This is a genomic window from Paenibacillus sp. FSL R10-2771 (assembly GCF_038000205.1).
Classification (GTDB): domain Bacteria; phylum Bacillota; class Bacilli; order Paenibacillales; family Paenibacillaceae; genus Paenibacillus_AQ; species Paenibacillus_AQ phytohabitans.
The window spans coordinates 3,740,029-3,756,333 of record NZ_JBBOBM010000001.1 but is presented as its reverse complement, the minus strand read 5'-3'; the positions used below and the strand labels follow the sequence as shown (position 1 = coordinate 3,756,333).

The 16,305-nt window shown below is 49.6% G+C and carries 16 protein-coding genes; 9 read left to right on the top strand and 7 right to left on the bottom strand.

Annotated features, from left to right (window positions below; all coding sequences use genetic code 11):
- Positions 1-301 precede the first annotated feature (301 nt).
- Positions 302-1,069: an exodeoxyribonuclease III gene (locus tag NSU14_RS16180; RefSeq protein ID WP_336100829.1), complete on the top strand. Its 768-nt coding sequence runs from the start codon at positions 302-304 to the stop codon at positions 1,067-1,069.
- Positions 1,070-1,147: 78 nt separating this feature from the next.
- Here the strand turns inward: NSU14_RS16180 and NSU14_RS16175 are convergent, their stop codons facing one another.
- Together NSU14_RS16175 and NSU14_RS16170 are read right to left on the bottom strand one after the other, a co-directional pair.
- On the bottom strand, positions 1,148-2,698 hold the full coding sequence (locus NSU14_RS16175; protein WP_340946211.1) for an amidase family protein: 1,551 nt from the start codon (positions 2,696-2,698) through the stop codon (positions 1,148-1,150).
- Positions 2,699-2,728: 30 nt separating this feature from the next.
- A complete protein-coding gene (locus tag NSU14_RS16170; RefSeq protein WP_076244780.1) occupies positions 2,729-3,859 on the bottom strand; it encodes a VanZ family protein in 1,131 nt (376 codons plus the stop codon).
- Between the two features lie 216 nt (positions 3,860-4,075).
- Between NSU14_RS16170 and NSU14_RS16165 the strand changes: the two genes are divergently transcribed.
- From NSU14_RS16165 to NSU14_RS16145, 5 genes are all read left to right on the top strand, one after another.
- Positions 4,076-4,486 carry a hypothetical protein gene (locus NSU14_RS16165; RefSeq protein WP_340946208.1) on the top strand — a complete coding sequence of 137 codons (411 nt, stop codon included), beginning with the start codon at positions 4,076-4,078 and terminating at the stop codon, positions 4,484-4,486.
- Between the two features lie 21 nt (positions 4,487-4,507).
- Positions 4,508-5,056 carry a hypothetical protein gene (locus NSU14_RS16160; protein WP_340946206.1) on the top strand — a complete coding sequence of 183 codons (549 nt, stop codon included), beginning with the start codon at positions 4,508-4,510 and terminating at the stop codon, positions 5,054-5,056.
- Positions 5,057-5,159: 103 nt separating this feature from the next.
- The gene (locus NSU14_RS16155) at positions 5,160-6,392 is read left to right on the top strand and encodes an aminopeptidase (protein ID WP_039303534.1); all 1,233 of its coding nucleotides are present in this window, start codon (positions 5,160-5,162) and stop codon (positions 6,390-6,392) included.
- A 172-nt stretch (positions 6,393-6,564) separates the two neighbouring features.
- Positions 6,565-7,101, top strand: a complete 537-nt coding sequence (locus NSU14_RS16150; protein WP_340946204.1) for a sigma-70 family RNA polymerase sigma factor — start codon at positions 6,565-6,567, stop codon at positions 7,099-7,101.
- Complete coding sequence (locus NSU14_RS16145; protein WP_340946202.1) at positions 7,091-8,224, top strand: DUF4179 domain-containing protein; 1,134 nt, start codon at positions 7,091-7,093, stop codon at positions 8,222-8,224. The genes NSU14_RS16150 and NSU14_RS16145 overlap by 11 nt, the downstream gene beginning before the upstream one ends.
- An 85-nt stretch (positions 8,225-8,309) precedes the next feature.
- Here the strand turns inward: NSU14_RS16145 and NSU14_RS16140 are convergent, their stop codons facing one another.
- Positions 8,310-8,861, bottom strand: a complete 552-nt coding sequence (locus NSU14_RS16140; RefSeq protein WP_336100817.1) for a hypothetical protein — start codon at positions 8,859-8,861, stop codon at positions 8,310-8,312.
- 235 nt (positions 8,862-9,096) lie between these two features.
- Here NSU14_RS16140 and NSU14_RS16135 point away from each other — a divergent pair, with 235 nt between their 5' ends.
- Positions 9,097-9,432: an antibiotic biosynthesis monooxygenase gene (locus NSU14_RS16135; protein WP_340946199.1), complete on the top strand. Its 336-nt coding sequence runs from the start codon at positions 9,097-9,099 to the stop codon at positions 9,430-9,432.
- A gap of 423 nt (positions 9,433-9,855) precedes the next feature.
- Here the strand turns inward: NSU14_RS16135 and NSU14_RS16130 are convergent, their stop codons facing one another.
- Positions 9,856-11,154 carry a DUF5050 domain-containing protein gene (locus NSU14_RS16130; protein WP_042136803.1) on the bottom strand — a complete coding sequence of 433 codons (1,299 nt, stop codon included), beginning with the start codon at positions 11,152-11,154 and terminating at the stop codon, positions 9,856-9,858.
- Between the two features lie 431 nt (positions 11,155-11,585).
- Here NSU14_RS16130 and NSU14_RS16125 point away from each other — a divergent pair, with 431 nt between their 5' ends.
- On the top strand, positions 11,586-11,897 hold the full coding sequence (locus NSU14_RS16125; protein ID WP_340946197.1) for a hypothetical protein: 312 nt from the start codon (positions 11,586-11,588) through the stop codon (positions 11,895-11,897).
- A 103-nt stretch (positions 11,898-12,000) separates the two neighbouring features.
- Here the strand turns inward: NSU14_RS16125 and NSU14_RS16120 are convergent, their stop codons facing one another.
- From NSU14_RS16120 to NSU14_RS16110, 3 genes are all read right to left on the bottom strand, one after another.
- On the bottom strand, positions 12,001-13,131 hold the full coding sequence (locus NSU14_RS16120; protein ID WP_340946195.1) for a hypothetical protein: 1,131 nt from the start codon (positions 13,129-13,131) through the stop codon (positions 12,001-12,003).
- Positions 13,132-13,219: 88 nt separating this feature from the next.
- Positions 13,220-14,791, bottom strand: a complete 1,572-nt coding sequence (locus tag NSU14_RS16115; RefSeq protein WP_340946193.1) for a DUF4179 domain-containing protein — start codon at positions 14,789-14,791, stop codon at positions 13,220-13,222.
- The gene (locus tag NSU14_RS16110; protein WP_340946192.1) at positions 14,760-15,341 is read right to left on the bottom strand and encodes an RNA polymerase sigma factor; all 582 of its coding nucleotides are present in this window, start codon (positions 15,339-15,341) and stop codon (positions 14,760-14,762) included. The genes NSU14_RS16115 and NSU14_RS16110 overlap by 32 nt, the downstream gene beginning before the upstream one ends.
- A 493-nt stretch (positions 15,342-15,834) precedes the next feature.
- Here NSU14_RS16110 and NSU14_RS16105 point away from each other — a divergent pair, with 493 nt between their 5' ends.
- Entirely contained in the window at positions 15,835-16,287 is a 453-nt protein-coding gene (locus NSU14_RS16105) for a hypothetical protein (protein WP_144026100.1), read from the top strand.
- Positions 16,288-16,305: the final 18 nt, after the last annotated feature.

The window sequence follows — 16,305 nt, the reverse complement described above, 5'->3', positions numbered from 1 at the left end:
GTAACGTATGTCTTGGGAGATTAGCACATTTTAATAGGGCGATGAGAGTTAGAATTAAATAGAAGAAGAGCCTCTACCCATGGCGGGCGGGGGCTCTTTGCGGTTCGATTACTCTATGGATTAGGTCTATGACCTATGAAGCTGGTTTAATATATGCCTTATCTTTGGACTGTCTGCCGTAGAATCGGTATAGGATAAGCCCGAAGAGCATTCCGGCAAAAGACATGGCTGCTACGCTCAAATAGAGGACAATATGGTACACTGGAAGTAATTCTAGTGAATGGTAAGGAGAATGACAACGATGAAGCTGGTGTCCTGGAATGTAAATGGTCTGAGAGCTTGTGTAAACAAAGGGTTTAACGAATATTTCCGGGAAAGCGCCGCAGACATCTTCTGTGTGCAGGAAACGAAGCTTCAGGAGGGTCAGATTGTTCTGGACCACGGTGAGGAGTATTCGCAGTACTGGAATTATGCCCTCAAAAAAGGATATTCAGGTACGGCCGTCTTCACCCGGATTAAACCGCTGTCTGTCAGATATGGTCTCGACAAGGAAACCGAAGACGAGGGAAGAATTATTACCCTGGAATTCACAGACTTCTATCTGGTGAATGTATATACTCCGAATGCCAAACGGGATCTGTCGAGACTGGATTACCGGATGGAATGGGAGGATGAGTTCCGCAATTATCTGCTGAAGCTCGATGCGCATAAGCCGGTTCTAGTCTGCGGGGATTTGAATGTGGCGCATCAGGATATTGATCTCAAGAATGCCAAATCGAACCGCGGGAATTCAGGCTTCACCGATGAAGAACGCGGAAAGATGACAGAGCTGCTGGAGGCCGGGTTCGTTGATACTTTCCGGTATTTCTATCCTGAGCTTGAGGGTGCCTACAGCTGGTGGTCCTATATGCCGAAGGTAAGAGAGAAGAATGTAGGCTGGCGGATCGACTATTTCCTCGCTTCCTCGCGGCTGGCCCCGCGCCTTCTGGATGCAGGGATAGAGTGCAATATTCTCGGCAGTGATCATTGTCCGGTAGTCCTTCATCTTGCTGATGCGGCGGAAGTGTAGATTTATTCGTTGTACAAAAGAACATAAAAGAACAGAGGCGGTATCCCGGGTTGCGGGGTACCGCCTCTGTTTGTGATATCAATCGGATTCCCCGGCCGTGTCAAGAAGCGGCGGACGCCGGTGCTTCGTGGCCTGTTCGAAGCTGTATGCAATGCCGGTCAGCACGGCTTCGCTGAAGGCTGAAGCGGAGAAGGTGACCCCCTGCGGACCGTTGGTGATATAGCCTCCCGGTGCAGTTATCCCGGTAGTGGTATATCCGGCAGGTACTGTAATGAGCGGATAGCCGGCTCTGGCTGCCAGGTCAGTGCCGTGAAATCCGGCAAACATGATGGCATCCAGACCGTAATGCTCCAGTGCATAATCGATGCCTTGTCTGCCAGCCATGGACCGGGAGAATTGCAGCTGCTCCAGATATTCCTGCTCCGTAATCCCGTCTCCGGAAGTATCCAGCCATTCAAGCGTTCCCTGACCATATTTCAGCGCCTGTGCGCTGTGCTGGTTGTTGAATTCGATTAACTCCTGCAGGGAATGCACCGGGATAGAAGCAGGCAGGCCGCTTAAATAACGGTTTAAGCCTTTTTTGAATTCATATTGTAGTATAACAGCATTCCACTCGGCATTCTGGCAAGGAAGCTCAATAGGATCAATGACTTCAGCTCCAAGTTCTTTAAGAACAGCTATGGCAGATTCCATCAGGAGCAGTGCCTCCTCATCCAAATCCTTATAATAGAATCTCGGGATACCAATCCGTTTGGATTTCACGTATTCAATATCCAGAGCGGCAGTATAATCCTGTCTGCCTGCTGTCCCATCGGATGAAGCGCTGTGGGGATGCTCTCCGGTACCGGCAATGACACTGAGGAGCAGTGCAGCATCCGATACGGTTCTGGCCATCGGACCGGCGGTATCCTGACTGCCGATCCCCGGTATAATCCCCGCATTGCTTACCAGCCCCCACGTAGGTTTGATGCCGGCAAGCGAGTTCTGGGCAGCCGGACAAATGATGGAACCCGAAGTTTCCGTGCCGAGAGCGGCAGCTGCCAGGTTAGCGGCAACGGCCGCAGCACTTCCCGAGCTGGAGCCGCCAATGAACAGCTCACCGGGCCCGTAAGGATTCAGTACCAGTCCGCCGCGTGAGCTGTATCCCGCCCACATGGTGGGCGACATGAAGTTGGCCCACTCCGTCATATTTGCTTTTCCCAGAATCACTGCACCTGCAGCCCGCAGCTTATTAATGACTACGGCATCTTCAGCAGCCCTGTAATCTGCCAATGCCAGCGCTCCCGCACTGGTGTGCAGCTTGTCCGAAGTAGCGATATTATCCTTAACAAGTACAGGAATCCCGTGCAGCGGACTACGTACTCCCTTGTCCCGGCGTTCCTGATCAAGCATCCGGGCAATCTCCAGTGCATCCGGATTAATCTCCAGTACAGAGTTCAGCAGGCTGTCATACCGGTCAATCCGCTCTAAATACAGCGCTGTTAACCGCTCGGAAGTTAAATTCCCCTGCTCCATTTCCTGCTGCATGGCCGTTATATCCGCTTCAATTATCCATTCCTGCCACTCCCGGGCGGGGGAGTGAATGTTGCTGAGGGGGCTGCTGCTAAGGTCTGCATCATTATTTTTCATGGCTGTTTTCTTCCCTCTATACATAGTATTTTAGTTGGCCAGCGTCTCAGCGGCAGCTGCCGGCTGCGGGTCCGGCCAGGTAATCACATTGTGTGTCCGGCTCCACTCTTCGTAGAATAGCGGGCGGTCACGCTTAAACATCCGCATCAGCAGATGAATGAAGAAGATCAGATCGGCAAGCGAGGCTGTAATTCGTATAACCGTAGAACCTGCAGTGCCGAAATTAAGCATTAAGGCAGAATCAAGGGACAGGAAGTTTATTCCTCCAAGCAATCCATAGAGTAGTCCATACCTTATCCACACCATCCAGAGTTTGAGCGGACCACCATCCGCACTGCCCAGCCGGATACGCACCACCCATTTGCCGAGCGTCCGCCCTCCGGTTAAGAGAGGAACGATCAGGAAATACACCATACTGACTGACCAGAATGAAATATTCAGAGATAGCAGATTGAGCAGAAGTGCCGCTGCCATCCATAGGACTGCATCCAGCAGGCAAGCGAGGCCTCGGCGTGTGTAGGTAACCTTTTTGGCGGATAAATCCTCCTGGCTGTCCAGCTGTTCAATCCGCGGCAGCAGTCCGGAGATCCATAAGGCAATCCGGAATCCGGCTATTCCGCCGAATGTATTGGTGATCAGGTCATCGACATCAAAGATCCGGTAAGGATGGTCGAAGAAACCGTAAATCCCGGTAATCTGTGTTATCTCAAACAATAGCGATAGCCCGAAAGAAAGCATGATGCACACGACCCAGCGGGTCCGGAAATAGTAGCCCAGAAACAGCCCGAAAGGTAAGGTCAGCACAACATTGAAGGCAGCCAGCAGGAAATCCGTTTCGCGCAGTACGTTAAGATAGCTTGACGGATCATTACGCGAGAGATGCGTATTGCGCAAGATGTCCTGAATGAACTGCAGCGGCACAGGCTGGAGCATATGCCCGGTAGGCGCAGCGTTATGGCGTGAGTCCGGCATGGGCAGCAGCACCAGGAAAAAGGCGTTCAGCAAGTATAGGAGCAGCAAATAGAGGATGAGCGCCCGAATCTTGTTGATATAACCGTGCCGGCGGTATTGAACGATCAGGAACGGCAAAGTGAAGAGCAGCGCCGCTAACGGAAAAGCCATAAATGCATAAGAGATCGGAAAAAGATAGGATTGAAACATGGTTCACCTGCTGTCTTAGTTTTTGTCTGAACGATTTCTCGATAGGATGCTAAGCATTATGTATGAGACCCCGGTTCTTAACGTTGCAGACTATTTCCCCTATTATAACTTGCTTGAACCGACTTCAGTATAGAATTAAACCTGGCTTAATCCATGGAATTAATCATTCTATCCGTTCTTTCCTGCATACATATGAGGAGAGGAGCGTGAGACAGGATGGAGAAGAAGGTACAGCAGTATTATAAATTGAAGACCAGGCAGAAGGAGCTGGAAAAGGAGCTGGCCGGGCTGAGGCAGGATATTCTGGCCTATTTTGCTGAACAAGGCAAGGCGGAGTCGGTTATCGGCAGCTACAAAGTGAAGCTTGTCACGCAGAACCGGAAGGAATATGATGATGATAAGCTTTACCAGACATTGTCAGATCCGGAACTGTGGAGGCTGCTCTCCAAGGCAGACCCGGCCAAAGTAGCGAGTCTCACGAAATTGAAAGTGATTGACGAAGAGAAGATTTCGCATACGTATGATGTGAAGACAATTACGCTGCTCAGGTGGATAAACAGTAGATTCTGCGGTACCGGAGGCGGAGGGGGAATGCACTTTCCGTTTCCGGCGCAGCAGGGAGATTAATATGATTGGAGGGGGATGGAAATGAACAGGACAAGGACCGGAATGAAGAAGGCCCGGTTTCGCCTCGTTGCGGGAGTGCTGCTCATTATCGCTCTAGGATTGCTTTCCTTTTTTTACAGGGAGATTTCTTCCGGACTGGAGAAGCTGCAGGCATGGCAGAAGGTATTTAGTCTAACGGTTCATGCTGCAGACGGAACACCGGAGCTGGCGCAGCCGGATCGTGAGGCTTCTTATGGAAGCTACCGTGTCACCGACAGCAAGGCACCCGGCTATACGCTAATTGTTAATGCTGAAGATGCGGATGAGATCAGGCTGAGTGCAAGTACGGGCAGCTTCATACGCTGGAATGCGCCAGACTATAAGGTGAACCAGGCTGGTAAGGAGATTACGATAGCGCCGGGTGAGACGATCTATTGGACTCCGCTAACCGGAGAATCACCGGAGAGAATTACAGAGAGTGAGCTGACAATGTCTGCTTACCGGCATAACTCGGTGTTCAGCGAAGCCCGGTTTATGATCCGGAGTGATGAGAGCGGCGTCTATACAGGAAAATGGGCTGAGGGGGATTAACTGATCGCCACATGCCCTTTTTTGCGTTAAAATAACAAGTGGGTTTGTTCAAAGTAAGGCAAGAATCATTCACAGACAGAATAGATACGGAGGAAGAGAAGACATGAAGGATTTTGATCTGATGCTGGAGAAATATGCAGAGCTTGTGGTAAAGGTTGGCGTGAACGTGCAGCCAGGGCAAGTGCTGATGGTGCATGCACCGCTTGAGACCGTGGAGCTTACCCGGCTGATCGTAGGCAAAGCTTATGAGGCAGGGGCTAAATATGTGCTTGTGGACTGGGATGATGAAGCGGTTACGCGCATCCGTTATGAGAAGGCTTCTGAGGATTCCTTCGGATATTATCCGCAGTGGCATGCGGACATGCTGGAGGGGTTCGCTGAAGAAGGCGGGGCTATATTACATATTAAGGTACCGGACCCTGAGCTGTTCCGCGGAATTGATTCCGCCAAAGTCTCCACAGCGGTTAAGGCTGCTGCTGTAGCCCGTAAGAAATATCAGAACTATACCCGCAACAACCGAATCAGCTGGTCGCTGGTCAAGGCACCTACGCGTGCCTGGGCGGACAAGGTATTCGCTGATCTGCCTGAAGAGGGCCGGATTGAGGCAATGTGGGAAGCGGTATTCCAGATGAACCGTGTGGGCAGCGAGGACCCGGTTGCTGCTTGGCGCAGTCATATCGGTGACCTGAAGCAGAGCCAGGAGCGGATGAATGCCAAACGGTATAAAAGCCTTCATTACCGTGCACCGGGCACGGATCTGCGCGTAGAACTGCCTGAAGGCCATCTGTGGCGCGGCGGCGGCGGCGAGAATGCCGGCGGTGTATATTTTGTAGCGAATATGCCTACGGAAGAGATATACACGATGCCGCATCGCACCGGAGTCAATGGTACTGTCAAAAGCACCCTTCCGCTTAATCTGAACGGACGGCTGGTGGACGGAATTACGGTTACCTTTACGGACGGCAAGGTTACAGCCTATGATGCCGAATCCGGGCGTGAGCATCTGACCTCGCTGCTGGACACGGATGAAGGGGCCTCTTATCTTGGGGAGGTGGCACTGGTGCCGCATGACTCTCCGATCTCCCGGCTGAACAGAGTGTTCTATAATACCGGGATCGATGAGAATGCATCCTGTCATTTCGCCCTGGGCAGTGCGTATCCGGTTAACATTGAAGGCGGGACTTCCATGACAAGCGAAGAACTGATTGCCAGGGGAGCCAACGTCAGCCTTACGCATGTCGATTTCATGATTGGCTCGGCGGAGCTTGATATTGACGGGGAGCTGGCCGATGGGACCATTGAGCCGGTGTTCCGCCAAGGCAACTGGGTGCTGTAGCCGGAGGATATCCGGCGGCGGCTAATTAGCTGCGTTCCACAAGTAAGGCCGCATTTTTTCCCGGTCAGCGGGGAATGCGGTTTTTTTTGTGATAATAATTGCCGCAGGATAAAACTGTTTGTGATACCTCTCCGTCTAATTCATGTAAAAGTGATGGAGAGGAGAGGGAGAGATGACGATGTCCGGGGCTGAGATGAAGCGGGTTACTGCCGCTGTGCCGCATGAAGAGACGGATTTTGTTAAAGCGGTTATGGAGCACAGTGATCAGCTGTATCACATTGCATACAGTTATCTGGGCAACCGCAACGATGCGCTGGAAGCCCTGCAGGAAACAACCTGCCGGGCCTGGATGAAACGAAGAACCCTAAAGGCCCCCCAGGCCTTCAAAACCTGGCTGATACGGATATTAATCTATGTCTGCATTGACGAACAGCGGAGAAGGAAGAGGGCGGTCCCAACCGCAGCGGAGAACATGATGGAGCCGGTCATTCATAACAGCACTCATACTATGGAGATGCAGTGGGCGCTCTCGCAGGTGAAGCTGAAATACCGTCATGTGCTGCTGCTCAAATATTACAATGATATGACCTTGGCTGAAATCGCCGTCCTGCTTAAGAAGCCGGAAGGGACAGTCAAAACCTGGCAGCACAAAGGACTGAAGCAGCTTAGGATGATTATGAAGAACCGGGGTGAATGGAATGAACAGTAGCAGGGAAGAACAGGCGATGTTGTCTGATGCAGTCCGTATACACGAGGCAGCTGAAGCGGACGCCGGAGGCAATGCGGTCAGAATGGCAGTTCAGGCGGGAATGGAGAGCGGACGCAGGAGAAGCTGGCAGGGCAGATTCACCAAAGGTTCCTTTATCGGCCTGGCTGCCGCTGCGGTTGCCGCAATGATCCTATTTTTCATTCCAGTAATCCACGATTCTGCATCGCATACTGCCACACCTCCTGGAGTAGTGAATTGGGGAGAGCTGGAAAAGTTTAAACGGCTCTATTCTTTTGATATGGAAGCGGCGACTCTGGATTCAGCTATACGGCATGATTATATCCAGATGATTAATCAAAGTGCCGCTAGCGGAGATTATAAGATTACATTGAATGCCGTTACAGCGGATGAGAACCGCATTATCTTTTTGTACACAGCAGAAGTGGCTGAAGGCCAAGAGGTCTATGGTACCAGCAGTGCACGAATGAAGGATATATCGACAGGACAATATTTGGAGAACGGTGGCGGAATCGGGGGCAATGCGACGGCTTCTGGCCTGCTCAATAACCGTATTTATTACGGCCGAAGAATTATTAATCTGGACCGGAACAAGCCGTTCCCGGAGCAGCTGGAAGCGGATTTCCAGATCGCCTCTGTGGACACCGGCAAGCTTGGCCAGCCGAAGACAGGGACAATTGTAGCCGACATGCATTATTCCCCCAGACTCAAGGTCAGCTTCAAGCTGGACCCGAAATTCAAAGAGCAGCAAACCGTTATTGTTCAGCCGGAAGAAGAATTCGTCCTGGACGGGATCGAAGTGACACTGGAGAAGGTGGAAATCTCACCTCTGATGATCCGGACGATGATTAAAATTAAGAATGAGTCAGATATTACCTGGCAGAACAGGCAAAATATATTTGAGGTTGTATACGGGAATGAAATTCAGTCGATTACAAAATATGGAACTGTCCATCTAGGAATGACGCTGGGTTCCGGAACTTATGAGGGCTTTGAACGGAGCTTCGGCAGCAATCTGCTGGATCAACCCGAGTCCCTCAATTTGATTCTGAAGACGGGCACAGGTAAGAATGCCAAGGAAATTAACCTGCCCATTCTGCCGTAAAATAGGATGAGAAAAGGCTGACCGCCGGTATCTTTAGCGCGTCAGCCTTTGTGCTGTGTGACTTGTGAAGTGTCAAAGTTAACACTCATTCAATCCGGTTATTAAACCGGAAGACAAGCATATTTCCGTCGAAGGTCTCTCCGGTGCGCTCTGTATATTGACCCTGCGTATAGCGGGAGACCGTCTTCCGCCAGAATTTCTGACCGGTTATATTCCTCGCCGCCGGATTGGTGAACAGCTCCCATTCGCCCCGGAACCGTTCAAATACCTCCACAGCCGCTTGCTCCGCAATACCATTCCCCCTGAAGGGCTGCAGCAGAAAAAAGTCATTCACGAAATAATTAACCTCCTGCCCGCAGTGCGGCGGAGTGGCAATCAGTGCGAACCCGGCCGGCAGTGAATTCACCATGATCAGAAAAGCGTAGAGAATCCCGGGTTTCTCCCACCAGATATTCTGCACTTCATACTGGTCTGCCAGTGTGCGGCATTCGTCATCATCCTCAAATATACCGTGCCGGTTAGGGGTATGTCCTTGCACAAGTCCGTAATGTCCCGACAAATCATGCAGATAGAGCGGATACATATTTTTGATAATATAGGCTTCATTAAGCCCGGTAAGCTTAACTTCGATGTTCATCTGATATTCTGCCTGCTTTCTATGCGTATTGGGTAACAACAACTATTAAAACTTTATACCGGGAGTTCTATTCTTTCTAGTGAGATCTCTGTTATAAAATAAACTTTATCTATTGTGCTGCAGCTTGGCTGGAAATGATAACGATTATCAATTAGAATGAGAGTATTATATTTTGAGCTGACTGCATCAATATTTAAGCCCGGTGCAGCAGCTTTTTCAGGAGGAATAGATCAATATGTACGTGCAAACCAGATCCATCGTTGTAGAAAAAGGCAACAGTAGCACCGTAGTAGAACGCTTCAGCAAACAGGGGGCACTGGAGGAAATGGACGGGCTGATCGATGTCAGCGTGATGGTCAATAAGAAGAGTAAGGAGCATGAAGAGGTTCTCCTGCTGATCCGCTGGGAATCGGAGGAAGCCTGGAAGAACTGGGAGAAGAGTGATGCCCATCTTCAGGGCCACAAGAACAGCAGAGGGCAGGAGAAGCCTGCTTATATCATTAGCACTACAGTAAATATGTATCATGTACAGACGGTAAAAGAGGGCAAGGCCTACGGGAAACGCTCCTAAACCGGGCTAATTCAGAATGCCTTCTCTGGACAGCAAACTTGATATTATGCGGTATGCTGTGCCAATGACCTCGTGCTATGAGGGCAATTATGAATTGGGCCGTAAGGGGATAAAGTTGCCTGACGATCTCTCGATGATCGGCTATGATAATGCTTTTTTACCGAAAATACGAATGCGCCGCTTATCACCATACGTCACCGGTACGAAGAAATTGGAACGCTTGCCGCTGAATTGCTGATTGAAATTATGAATGGGGGAGCCGGAAGAAGTCTGCGGCTTGCTCCGGAACTTTTCAGACGGGATACGGTTATTTGTGTGAATTGATATTTAAATGAAAAAAAAGGCCATGCAGCTGTTATATCAGTGCATGGTCTTTTCTTCTGAACCAGGGCTTCAAATAGAAGCTCCTTCATAGTCTGGTATTTAATGTGTGGAGAGCAAGCCGATAAAAGTTACCGGGCCAGCCGAAAGCTTGGTTTTGGTTTTACCGTCATTGCTGAACCGGTACAAACAATCGTTGTCTCCAGCGTTAATATAATATATACCCTGGATATCGTTTGTAATTACGGAGTAGTCAGATTCTACACCCGCCATCTTGGTCAGTGTTGAATCGGCATTCAGTACATAAGCATCGGTTTTGGTATAAAAAATGGTAGTAAGCGTGGTTCCATTCTTTACGGTTTGGACATTGATAACATTAGTCAGTGCAAGTGCCTTGGATGAGGCTATTTTGCCATTTGCAAGAGTGCTGATATATGCTTTGCCCTTGGAATCCACATATGCCAGTTTGGTATTGCTTAACTCGCTGATGCTTAGGACACTATTCTGGCTAAGTTGAAGGATCTTTCCGTTTTTGTCGATCAGGAAGCCTTTGCCAGTGCTGAAATTGTTCTCTCCTTTTGCATCAAGTTTAATCCCTTTGTTAAACAGGAAGTAATTATTGGACCAGGTGCCAGCGTACACTTCATTTGAATCCAGCGGACTTTTGGCATTGGCTGCTTTGGGAGCCCCTCCGCTTAAGGGAAGCGTGTAGAGCACCTTAGAATTAAGGGAATATTCTGTTTCACCAGGAATAGTGTCAATCATCAGGTTTAAGCTGGCACCATACGGGTGGATGAAACTGGCATCCTGAATAGCTCCGCTGGCGATCCATTGAATGGTTCCGCTCCCGTCACTAGGCTTAGAAGCTACCCAGGTAGTGGTTGTATCCTTCAAGGCATTATAGTAGATTCGTCCATTCAGGACGTCAAAGCACTGGAAGTTCGCATCTGCATTGTCTGCGACCCGCGTAAGCTGGGTATCATCTTCAGCATTGGCTGAAGTCCGGTAGATGCTGCCCGTGTCATCCATGAAGTACAGGAAGTCACCATCGATCAGGAAATAGACAATATTGCGATCTCCGCTAAAATTGGTGATTAAGGCATCGGGATCAGTTAGTGACAGGCGCTGTATACCCATGATGCTCTCATAGTAAAAATAGAGATATTTACCTGTCGACATTAATCCGTTGCCATCGAAATTCTCGGCGATTTTCTGTGTTTCGCTTCCGTCTGTCGTTACACGGTATAGAACTTCATTGGATACATAATACACATATGCTTTGCCTGCTGTTGCCGCTGAAGCCGTTTGTGTTTGGCTGGCGCCGGCTGTACCGATGGTCACCAGTAACAGTACAAGCAGAATACAACCTAGTTTTCTGGATAATAACTTTAAAGCGTTCATGTGAAGTCTCCTCTTTGGCAGTGTGGTATACAGTAAATACTGTTCTAATAAGATATCGGAGAGATTCACAATATGTAATATAAATCTAAAGAACCAATTATTAACTTTAACATTAAAGTTATCAAGGAAGTTGCTAGGGGATTCTGCGTTCTTATGTATGCTGAAAGGCGGTAAACCTGCGGGGAGGAAAGGAAATATAGTCTGACGAGTGATGGAAAGAGTCCCAAGGCTTGCATGAATGAGAAAATGTAACCGAACGCATTATACGGGAAGTACAAGTGGAAGCATATGATTATCTTGCCAGGGTAGGGGTAAAATCACCATGTAATCATCCGCAGCTCTTCGGTAATTGATAATGCCTGCTGATATAACTACTATACCTGACACTGGAGGAGATTATATGTTTGGCAAAAAAACGATTTTCATAACCGGTGCCGGCAGCGGGCGCTGAATTCGGCAACCAGGTAGCGACCATTAATCCGGGACCCTATAAGACAGGCTTCAATGATATGATGTTTGAAGAGAAAGAGAAATGGTATGACGAGAAAGTCAATTTCACGAAACGCGCGGATATGCTAAAAGGTGCCGCAATGCTTGCATTGCAGCAGGACCCCCAGGAAATGATTGATAAAATGGTGGAGGTCATCGAAGCCAAACATCATCCGTTCCGGACGGTCTACCCCGAGGCGGCTGAGCTGCTGGTGAAGGAGAATGAGCGGAAGATTTGGGATGAGAAAATATAAATTTGTAGTGAATACAGGGAAGCGGGGACCGGCGCATAGGCTGATCCCCGCTTTTATTGCGTGTGGTAGATACGGTATCGAAAATTATGCTAGAGACTGCATGTTATAAGGAATCTGTTCCTATATAGGCCTCCAGCAGTTCCCTTGAGGTTTTGCCTATCAGCAGGTTGCCGTCACTGGTCCATTTCAGCAGACGTCCCCTCTCCAGCTTCACGGCTTGCCGGGTCTTCTGATTAAGCAGCCAGATATCCGAATTCATGCCTTGAACCGCATAATACACAGGCTGGTCTCCAGGCTCGGGGAGGAAGTGCAGCTCCTCCGGGAATTTCACCTTTCCTGCGGATTCCTCAAATAGCAGAAGCAGGTCAGCGGGAAGGGAAGGCTTCTCCAAGAACTCGGTTACCCCAGTATCCGTATGAACCAGATTCACGCCACCGTTGCCATATTGCTCATATCCGCTGACCGGAACTGTGAGGATACCGGGATCTTTCCAGGCCATCGGATAAATAAACAGAAATCCGTCACTGTGGCTTTGGACGCTGGCCCTCGGTTTGGTGAATACTTCTTCTCCCTTACGGTTCAGAACAATCAAATCGGCGTCAGGACCTATATACGGCTCAGAGGCAACAAGCAGGGCAGCCTGGCTGTTATCCGGGGATGCGGTGAGGCCATAGACCGGCCGCTCGGCAGAATACAGCTTTTTGGCTTCTCCGGTTGTAATATTCACCAGGTATAAAGTGCGGTTTCCTTTGACGGCAAAAATCTCATCATTCAGCAGCCGGTCGGCATAGAGCACATCATTGCCGTAGTCATTACCGTAGGGAGGTTCCTCACCGGACCATTGCGGCGCCGGCCAGGATGTTATGCTTCCGTCCTCCGCCAGAAGCTCAGGCTGCTCACTGCCGATGTGGTAGATAAGCAGCTGCTGCTGTTCGTTCAGGCCGGTCCTTACCGGTTGGAACAAGTTAATGGCTGCTGAAGCCCATTCTCTTATAACCTCTCCCTGTTTGCTGACAAGCCGGACACCCCGGAAGGAATCTGCCGGATCCGGCACAGCCGCCGCAGCAGGGGCTACGCTAACTCCAGGCGCAGACGGAGAAACGGCAGGTTCAGGTGTGCTTGTGGGCACCGTTCCCGTGAATCCGGGAGCAGCGGATGAGGAAGAAGGCTTAGGGGAACCAGCCTGCTCTGAACTGCAGCCGCCGAGTGCGGCAATGGATACAAGCAATAGCAAGAATAGCCTAATACTGCGGTTCATAGATTCACATCCATTTCCTATTATTGGGATGAGGAATCCCTATTATTAGGAATAGACGCGGAAATTATTGTGAAGTTGCTGCCGAGCGAGGCAATTCGAAGCTCCAGTCGGCGTCATTGAAGAGTTTGTCTGTGACTGTGCGGATTAGCGTCAGCTCCTTCGGGATGGATTTCATACCGTCAACAATCAGATACACAAGATCGGAGTTCCCACTGCTCTGGCCAAAGGTAACGAGATCCCCCTCCCGGTAGGAACCCCAGCGGATTACATCATACTCGGTGCCATTGCCGTCCCGGGCCATCCATTTGTCCATATCGAATTCATTGCTGAATTTGCCGCTGACAGCCATCCAGGCCGACAGACCCGGCAAGGTCTGAGTCTCTGTGATTTTTATATTATTCACATTCAAGATATCGCCCTCTGCTGCAAAGACTGCAGGCTTTGTCTTCAGCAGCGCCGGATTGAACGTTAATGAATCATCCGATTCAACAGGGATGGAGAAGCCGTCGAGTACGAAATAAATAGGCTCGCTGAGATATGGAAGTTCCGTTAAGTAGTAACTCCAGTTCAATTGGAGATCATGACCGTCGCTGTACATCTCAGACATTCCGCCATACTTAGTATTAATGAGTGATCCCACGATTTGACCTTTGGCATTCTCGAAATGATACCTGACACCCAGATTAACCCTGCGGTTCTCCGGAACTTGGGAGGCCAGCTCATCCTTCAGCAGGGTACTGAATTCAATTTTGGCACCGGCAGGAGAATGCGTGATGCCTTTCATCAGAATTTCCAGCCCTTGAGGTGTGGTGTAGCTGTATTTACTCATATCAGTGATCACGGTCAGAGCATTGGCGGTTGTCATGTCTGCAGCATAACTGAAGCTCCAATTCCCCGAAATCCTATCATTGGTCTTGTAGTCCAGCATCAGCTCATGAACCTTCCCTTCAATGAACACGGTATCCCCGGGCTGCTCTCCTTTGAAATAATAGGTTAATAACAGATATTCAATCCTGAACTTATCGGGGCCAAGCTTAGTACTCATATGATTGATGCCCTGCAGGTCTCCTATTTCTAGCCCTTCCTCGTTACGGAGCTGCAGCTGGGTGATATCAAACATACTCATCATTTCTTCATCTGGCTGCCCTTTGGCATCGGTGATTCTCAGATTTAGAATCATCCGGTTCGGGTCGGCAACAACCTCTTGCAGCGTCAGCGTATAGCCCTGATCCGTGACCTCAATATCAGGCAGCTTCACTACCCCGGCTTTCTTGGCTTCCAGCAGGTGATGGTCACTCCACTCGGAAGGCAGTATGAGCAGCCGCTGGGATTTGGAGGATTGGATCTGCTGTAGAGCAGATAAGTCCGGGAGCAGGAACAGCAGGACCGCCAGCGCAATGGCAGCTGTACCCAAGCCTGCCCATAGTACATTACGCCGGAGCCTTCTGCGGCCGGGATTGCTGGTATAGCCAGCCATGGACCCGTTTGATGCGGGCAAAATCTCCGTCTGGCGGATTTGCTCCATAACACGCCCCGTGAAATCCTCATCCATCTGATGATCATCATAACCGGACAGAGACATTAGCATTTTCTCATCTGCCACATTATCGTGTGTGCGGTAATCCGATTTTTTCATTGGAATCCTCCTTCGGTTTCGGCCATTGTTTTTTGAGCTTCAAGCGGGCGCGGTGCAGACGGTTCTTCACCTGATGCAAAGTAATTCCCGTGATGGCGGCAATCTCCTCATAAGTCAATTCATTGGTATAACGCAACAGCAGCACGATCCGGTAGCGTTCCGGAAGCCGGGCCAGCTTTTTTTGCAGCTCCAGCTTGTTTTCCTTGATCATATACCGCTCTTCAGGTGTCGGGGCCTGATCCATCTCCTCCAGAATGGAGCCTCCCGAGAAAGAGAATGCCTTGCGCCGCTTCTGTGATTTGAACCGGTCGATGGCAATGGCGTAGAGCCAGGCTGCGAAGCTGGACTGTTCATTATGGCTGCGCAGCTTCTGATAGGCCTGAATGAAAGTATCCTGCGCCAGATCCTGCGCATCCTGATGGCTCGCACCGAGGCCCAGCAGCAGAAGGTATAAACCGGATTTATACTGGTCTACCAGTATAGCAAAGGCCTCACGGTTTCCGGCCAGCACCTCGGTAATTATGATTTCGGCATTGTCTTGTTCCTTCATCTATTGCCTCCAAATGGACGTATTTACTTATAAGACGCGCGGACGGCCTGCGGTTTCTCACTTTTTTTGCCAAAAAACAAAAGATATCTTCTCACACCGCAGCCGGTATGTAAATATTATCCGCCTGGAGCGATGCGGCCGGTTTCTGCAAACAGCTCAAATTCTGCCATCCGGAGGCATCTTATCCGGTAATCGGGTAATAAGAGAATAGCTAAACTTAAGTTCAGCTATCAGACAGACATCTATTCTTCGGGAGGTTAGCAGATGAGAAGATTACATTTCAATTTGCCGGTATGGTGTAAAGGAGCTTTACTAGGCCTAGTTCTGATCTTTGGCAGCATTGTTACAGGAAATTCTACACCTCAGGCCACTGCGGCAGCATTCTCAGAGAAGGAGGCCGTGTATTAAGCAAGTAATTGATAGAGCTGCAGCCAAGAGCGGGCTAACATACAGCGGATTGTTGAGCTCGGTTCAGGAGGCCAATATCCGGAAGTTGTTAATAGAATTGAGAGATACGGGTTATAAAATCGAGACCAGTGAGGGGATGTATTATCCTATTATGCATTATGAGGGCTTCAAAGCGTTTAAACCGTATATTGCAAAAGATATTGCAGCTTATATGGATCTCATGGCCACAGAGAGCAACCGCCCGGCAACCTACGATGCCGGTATCGTCATTACGTGGGATGAGATTATAGCCAAGGCGGTAATTATGGAGGATTTTGTCCAGAACTATCCGAAGTCCAACCGGGTCAGCGTTGTCCAAACAGAGCTGGGATACGCAGTGTCGAGAACGTTCTATGGGACGGACAACACTCCGGCTTATGATTATGAGGATGAAGCTGTTGACCCTGCACTTAAAAAAGCATATGAGAATGTGCTGCTGGAGGGGCCCGGGGATAGCCGTTATTCTGCAAATAATCCAGAAGCTGCTGTCTATGCTTGATGCCTCGGATGACCGCTT

What these genes read in the sequence shown, in the direction of transcription:
- NSU14_RS16170 (WP_076244780.1), bottom strand. Translation starts at nt 3,859, where the DNA reads ATGTTTCAATCCTATCTTTTTCCGATCTCTTATGCATTTATGGCTTTT.
- NSU14_RS16115 (WP_340946193.1), bottom strand. Translation starts at nt 14,791, where the DNA reads ATGAAAAAATCGGATTACCGCACACACGATAATGTGGCAGATGAGAAA.
- NSU14_RS16180 (WP_336100829.1), top strand. Translation starts at nt 302, where the DNA reads ATGAAGCTGGTGTCCTGGAATGTAAATGGTCTGAGAGCTTGTGTAAAC.
- NSU14_RS16155 (WP_039303534.1), top strand. Translation starts at nt 5,160, where the DNA reads ATGAAGGATTTTGATCTGATGCTGGAGAAATATGCAGAGCTTGTGGTA.
- NSU14_RS16160 (WP_340946206.1), top strand. Translation starts at nt 4,508, where the DNA reads ATGAACAGGACAAGGACCGGAATGAAGAAGGCCCGGTTTCGCCTCGTT.
- NSU14_RS16150 (WP_340946204.1), top strand. Translation starts at nt 6,565, where the DNA reads ATGACGATGTCCGGGGCTGAGATGAAGCGGGTTACTGCCGCTGTGCCG.
- NSU14_RS16145 (WP_340946202.1), top strand. Translation starts at nt 7,091, where the DNA reads ATGAACAGTAGCAGGGAAGAACAGGCGATGTTGTCTGATGCAGTCCGT.
- NSU14_RS16165 (WP_340946208.1), top strand. Translation starts at nt 4,076, where the DNA reads ATGGAGAAGAAGGTACAGCAGTATTATAAATTGAAGACCAGGCAGAAG.
- NSU14_RS16130 (WP_042136803.1), bottom strand. Translation starts at nt 11,154, where the DNA reads ATGAACGCTTTAAAGTTATTATCCAGAAAACTAGGTTGTATTCTGCTT.
- NSU14_RS16135 (WP_340946199.1), top strand. Translation starts at nt 9,097, where the DNA reads ATGTACGTGCAAACCAGATCCATCGTTGTAGAAAAAGGCAACAGTAGC.
- NSU14_RS16140 (WP_336100817.1), bottom strand. Translation starts at nt 8,861, where the DNA reads ATGAACATCGAAGTTAAGCTTACCGGGCTTAATGAAGCCTATATTATC.
- NSU14_RS16110 (WP_340946192.1), bottom strand. Translation starts at nt 15,341, where the DNA reads ATGAAGGAACAAGACAATGCCGAAATCATAATTACCGAGGTGCTGGCC.
- NSU14_RS16175 (WP_340946211.1), bottom strand. Translation starts at nt 2,698, where the DNA reads ATGAAAAATAATGATGCAGACCTTAGCAGCAGCCCCCTCAGCAACATT.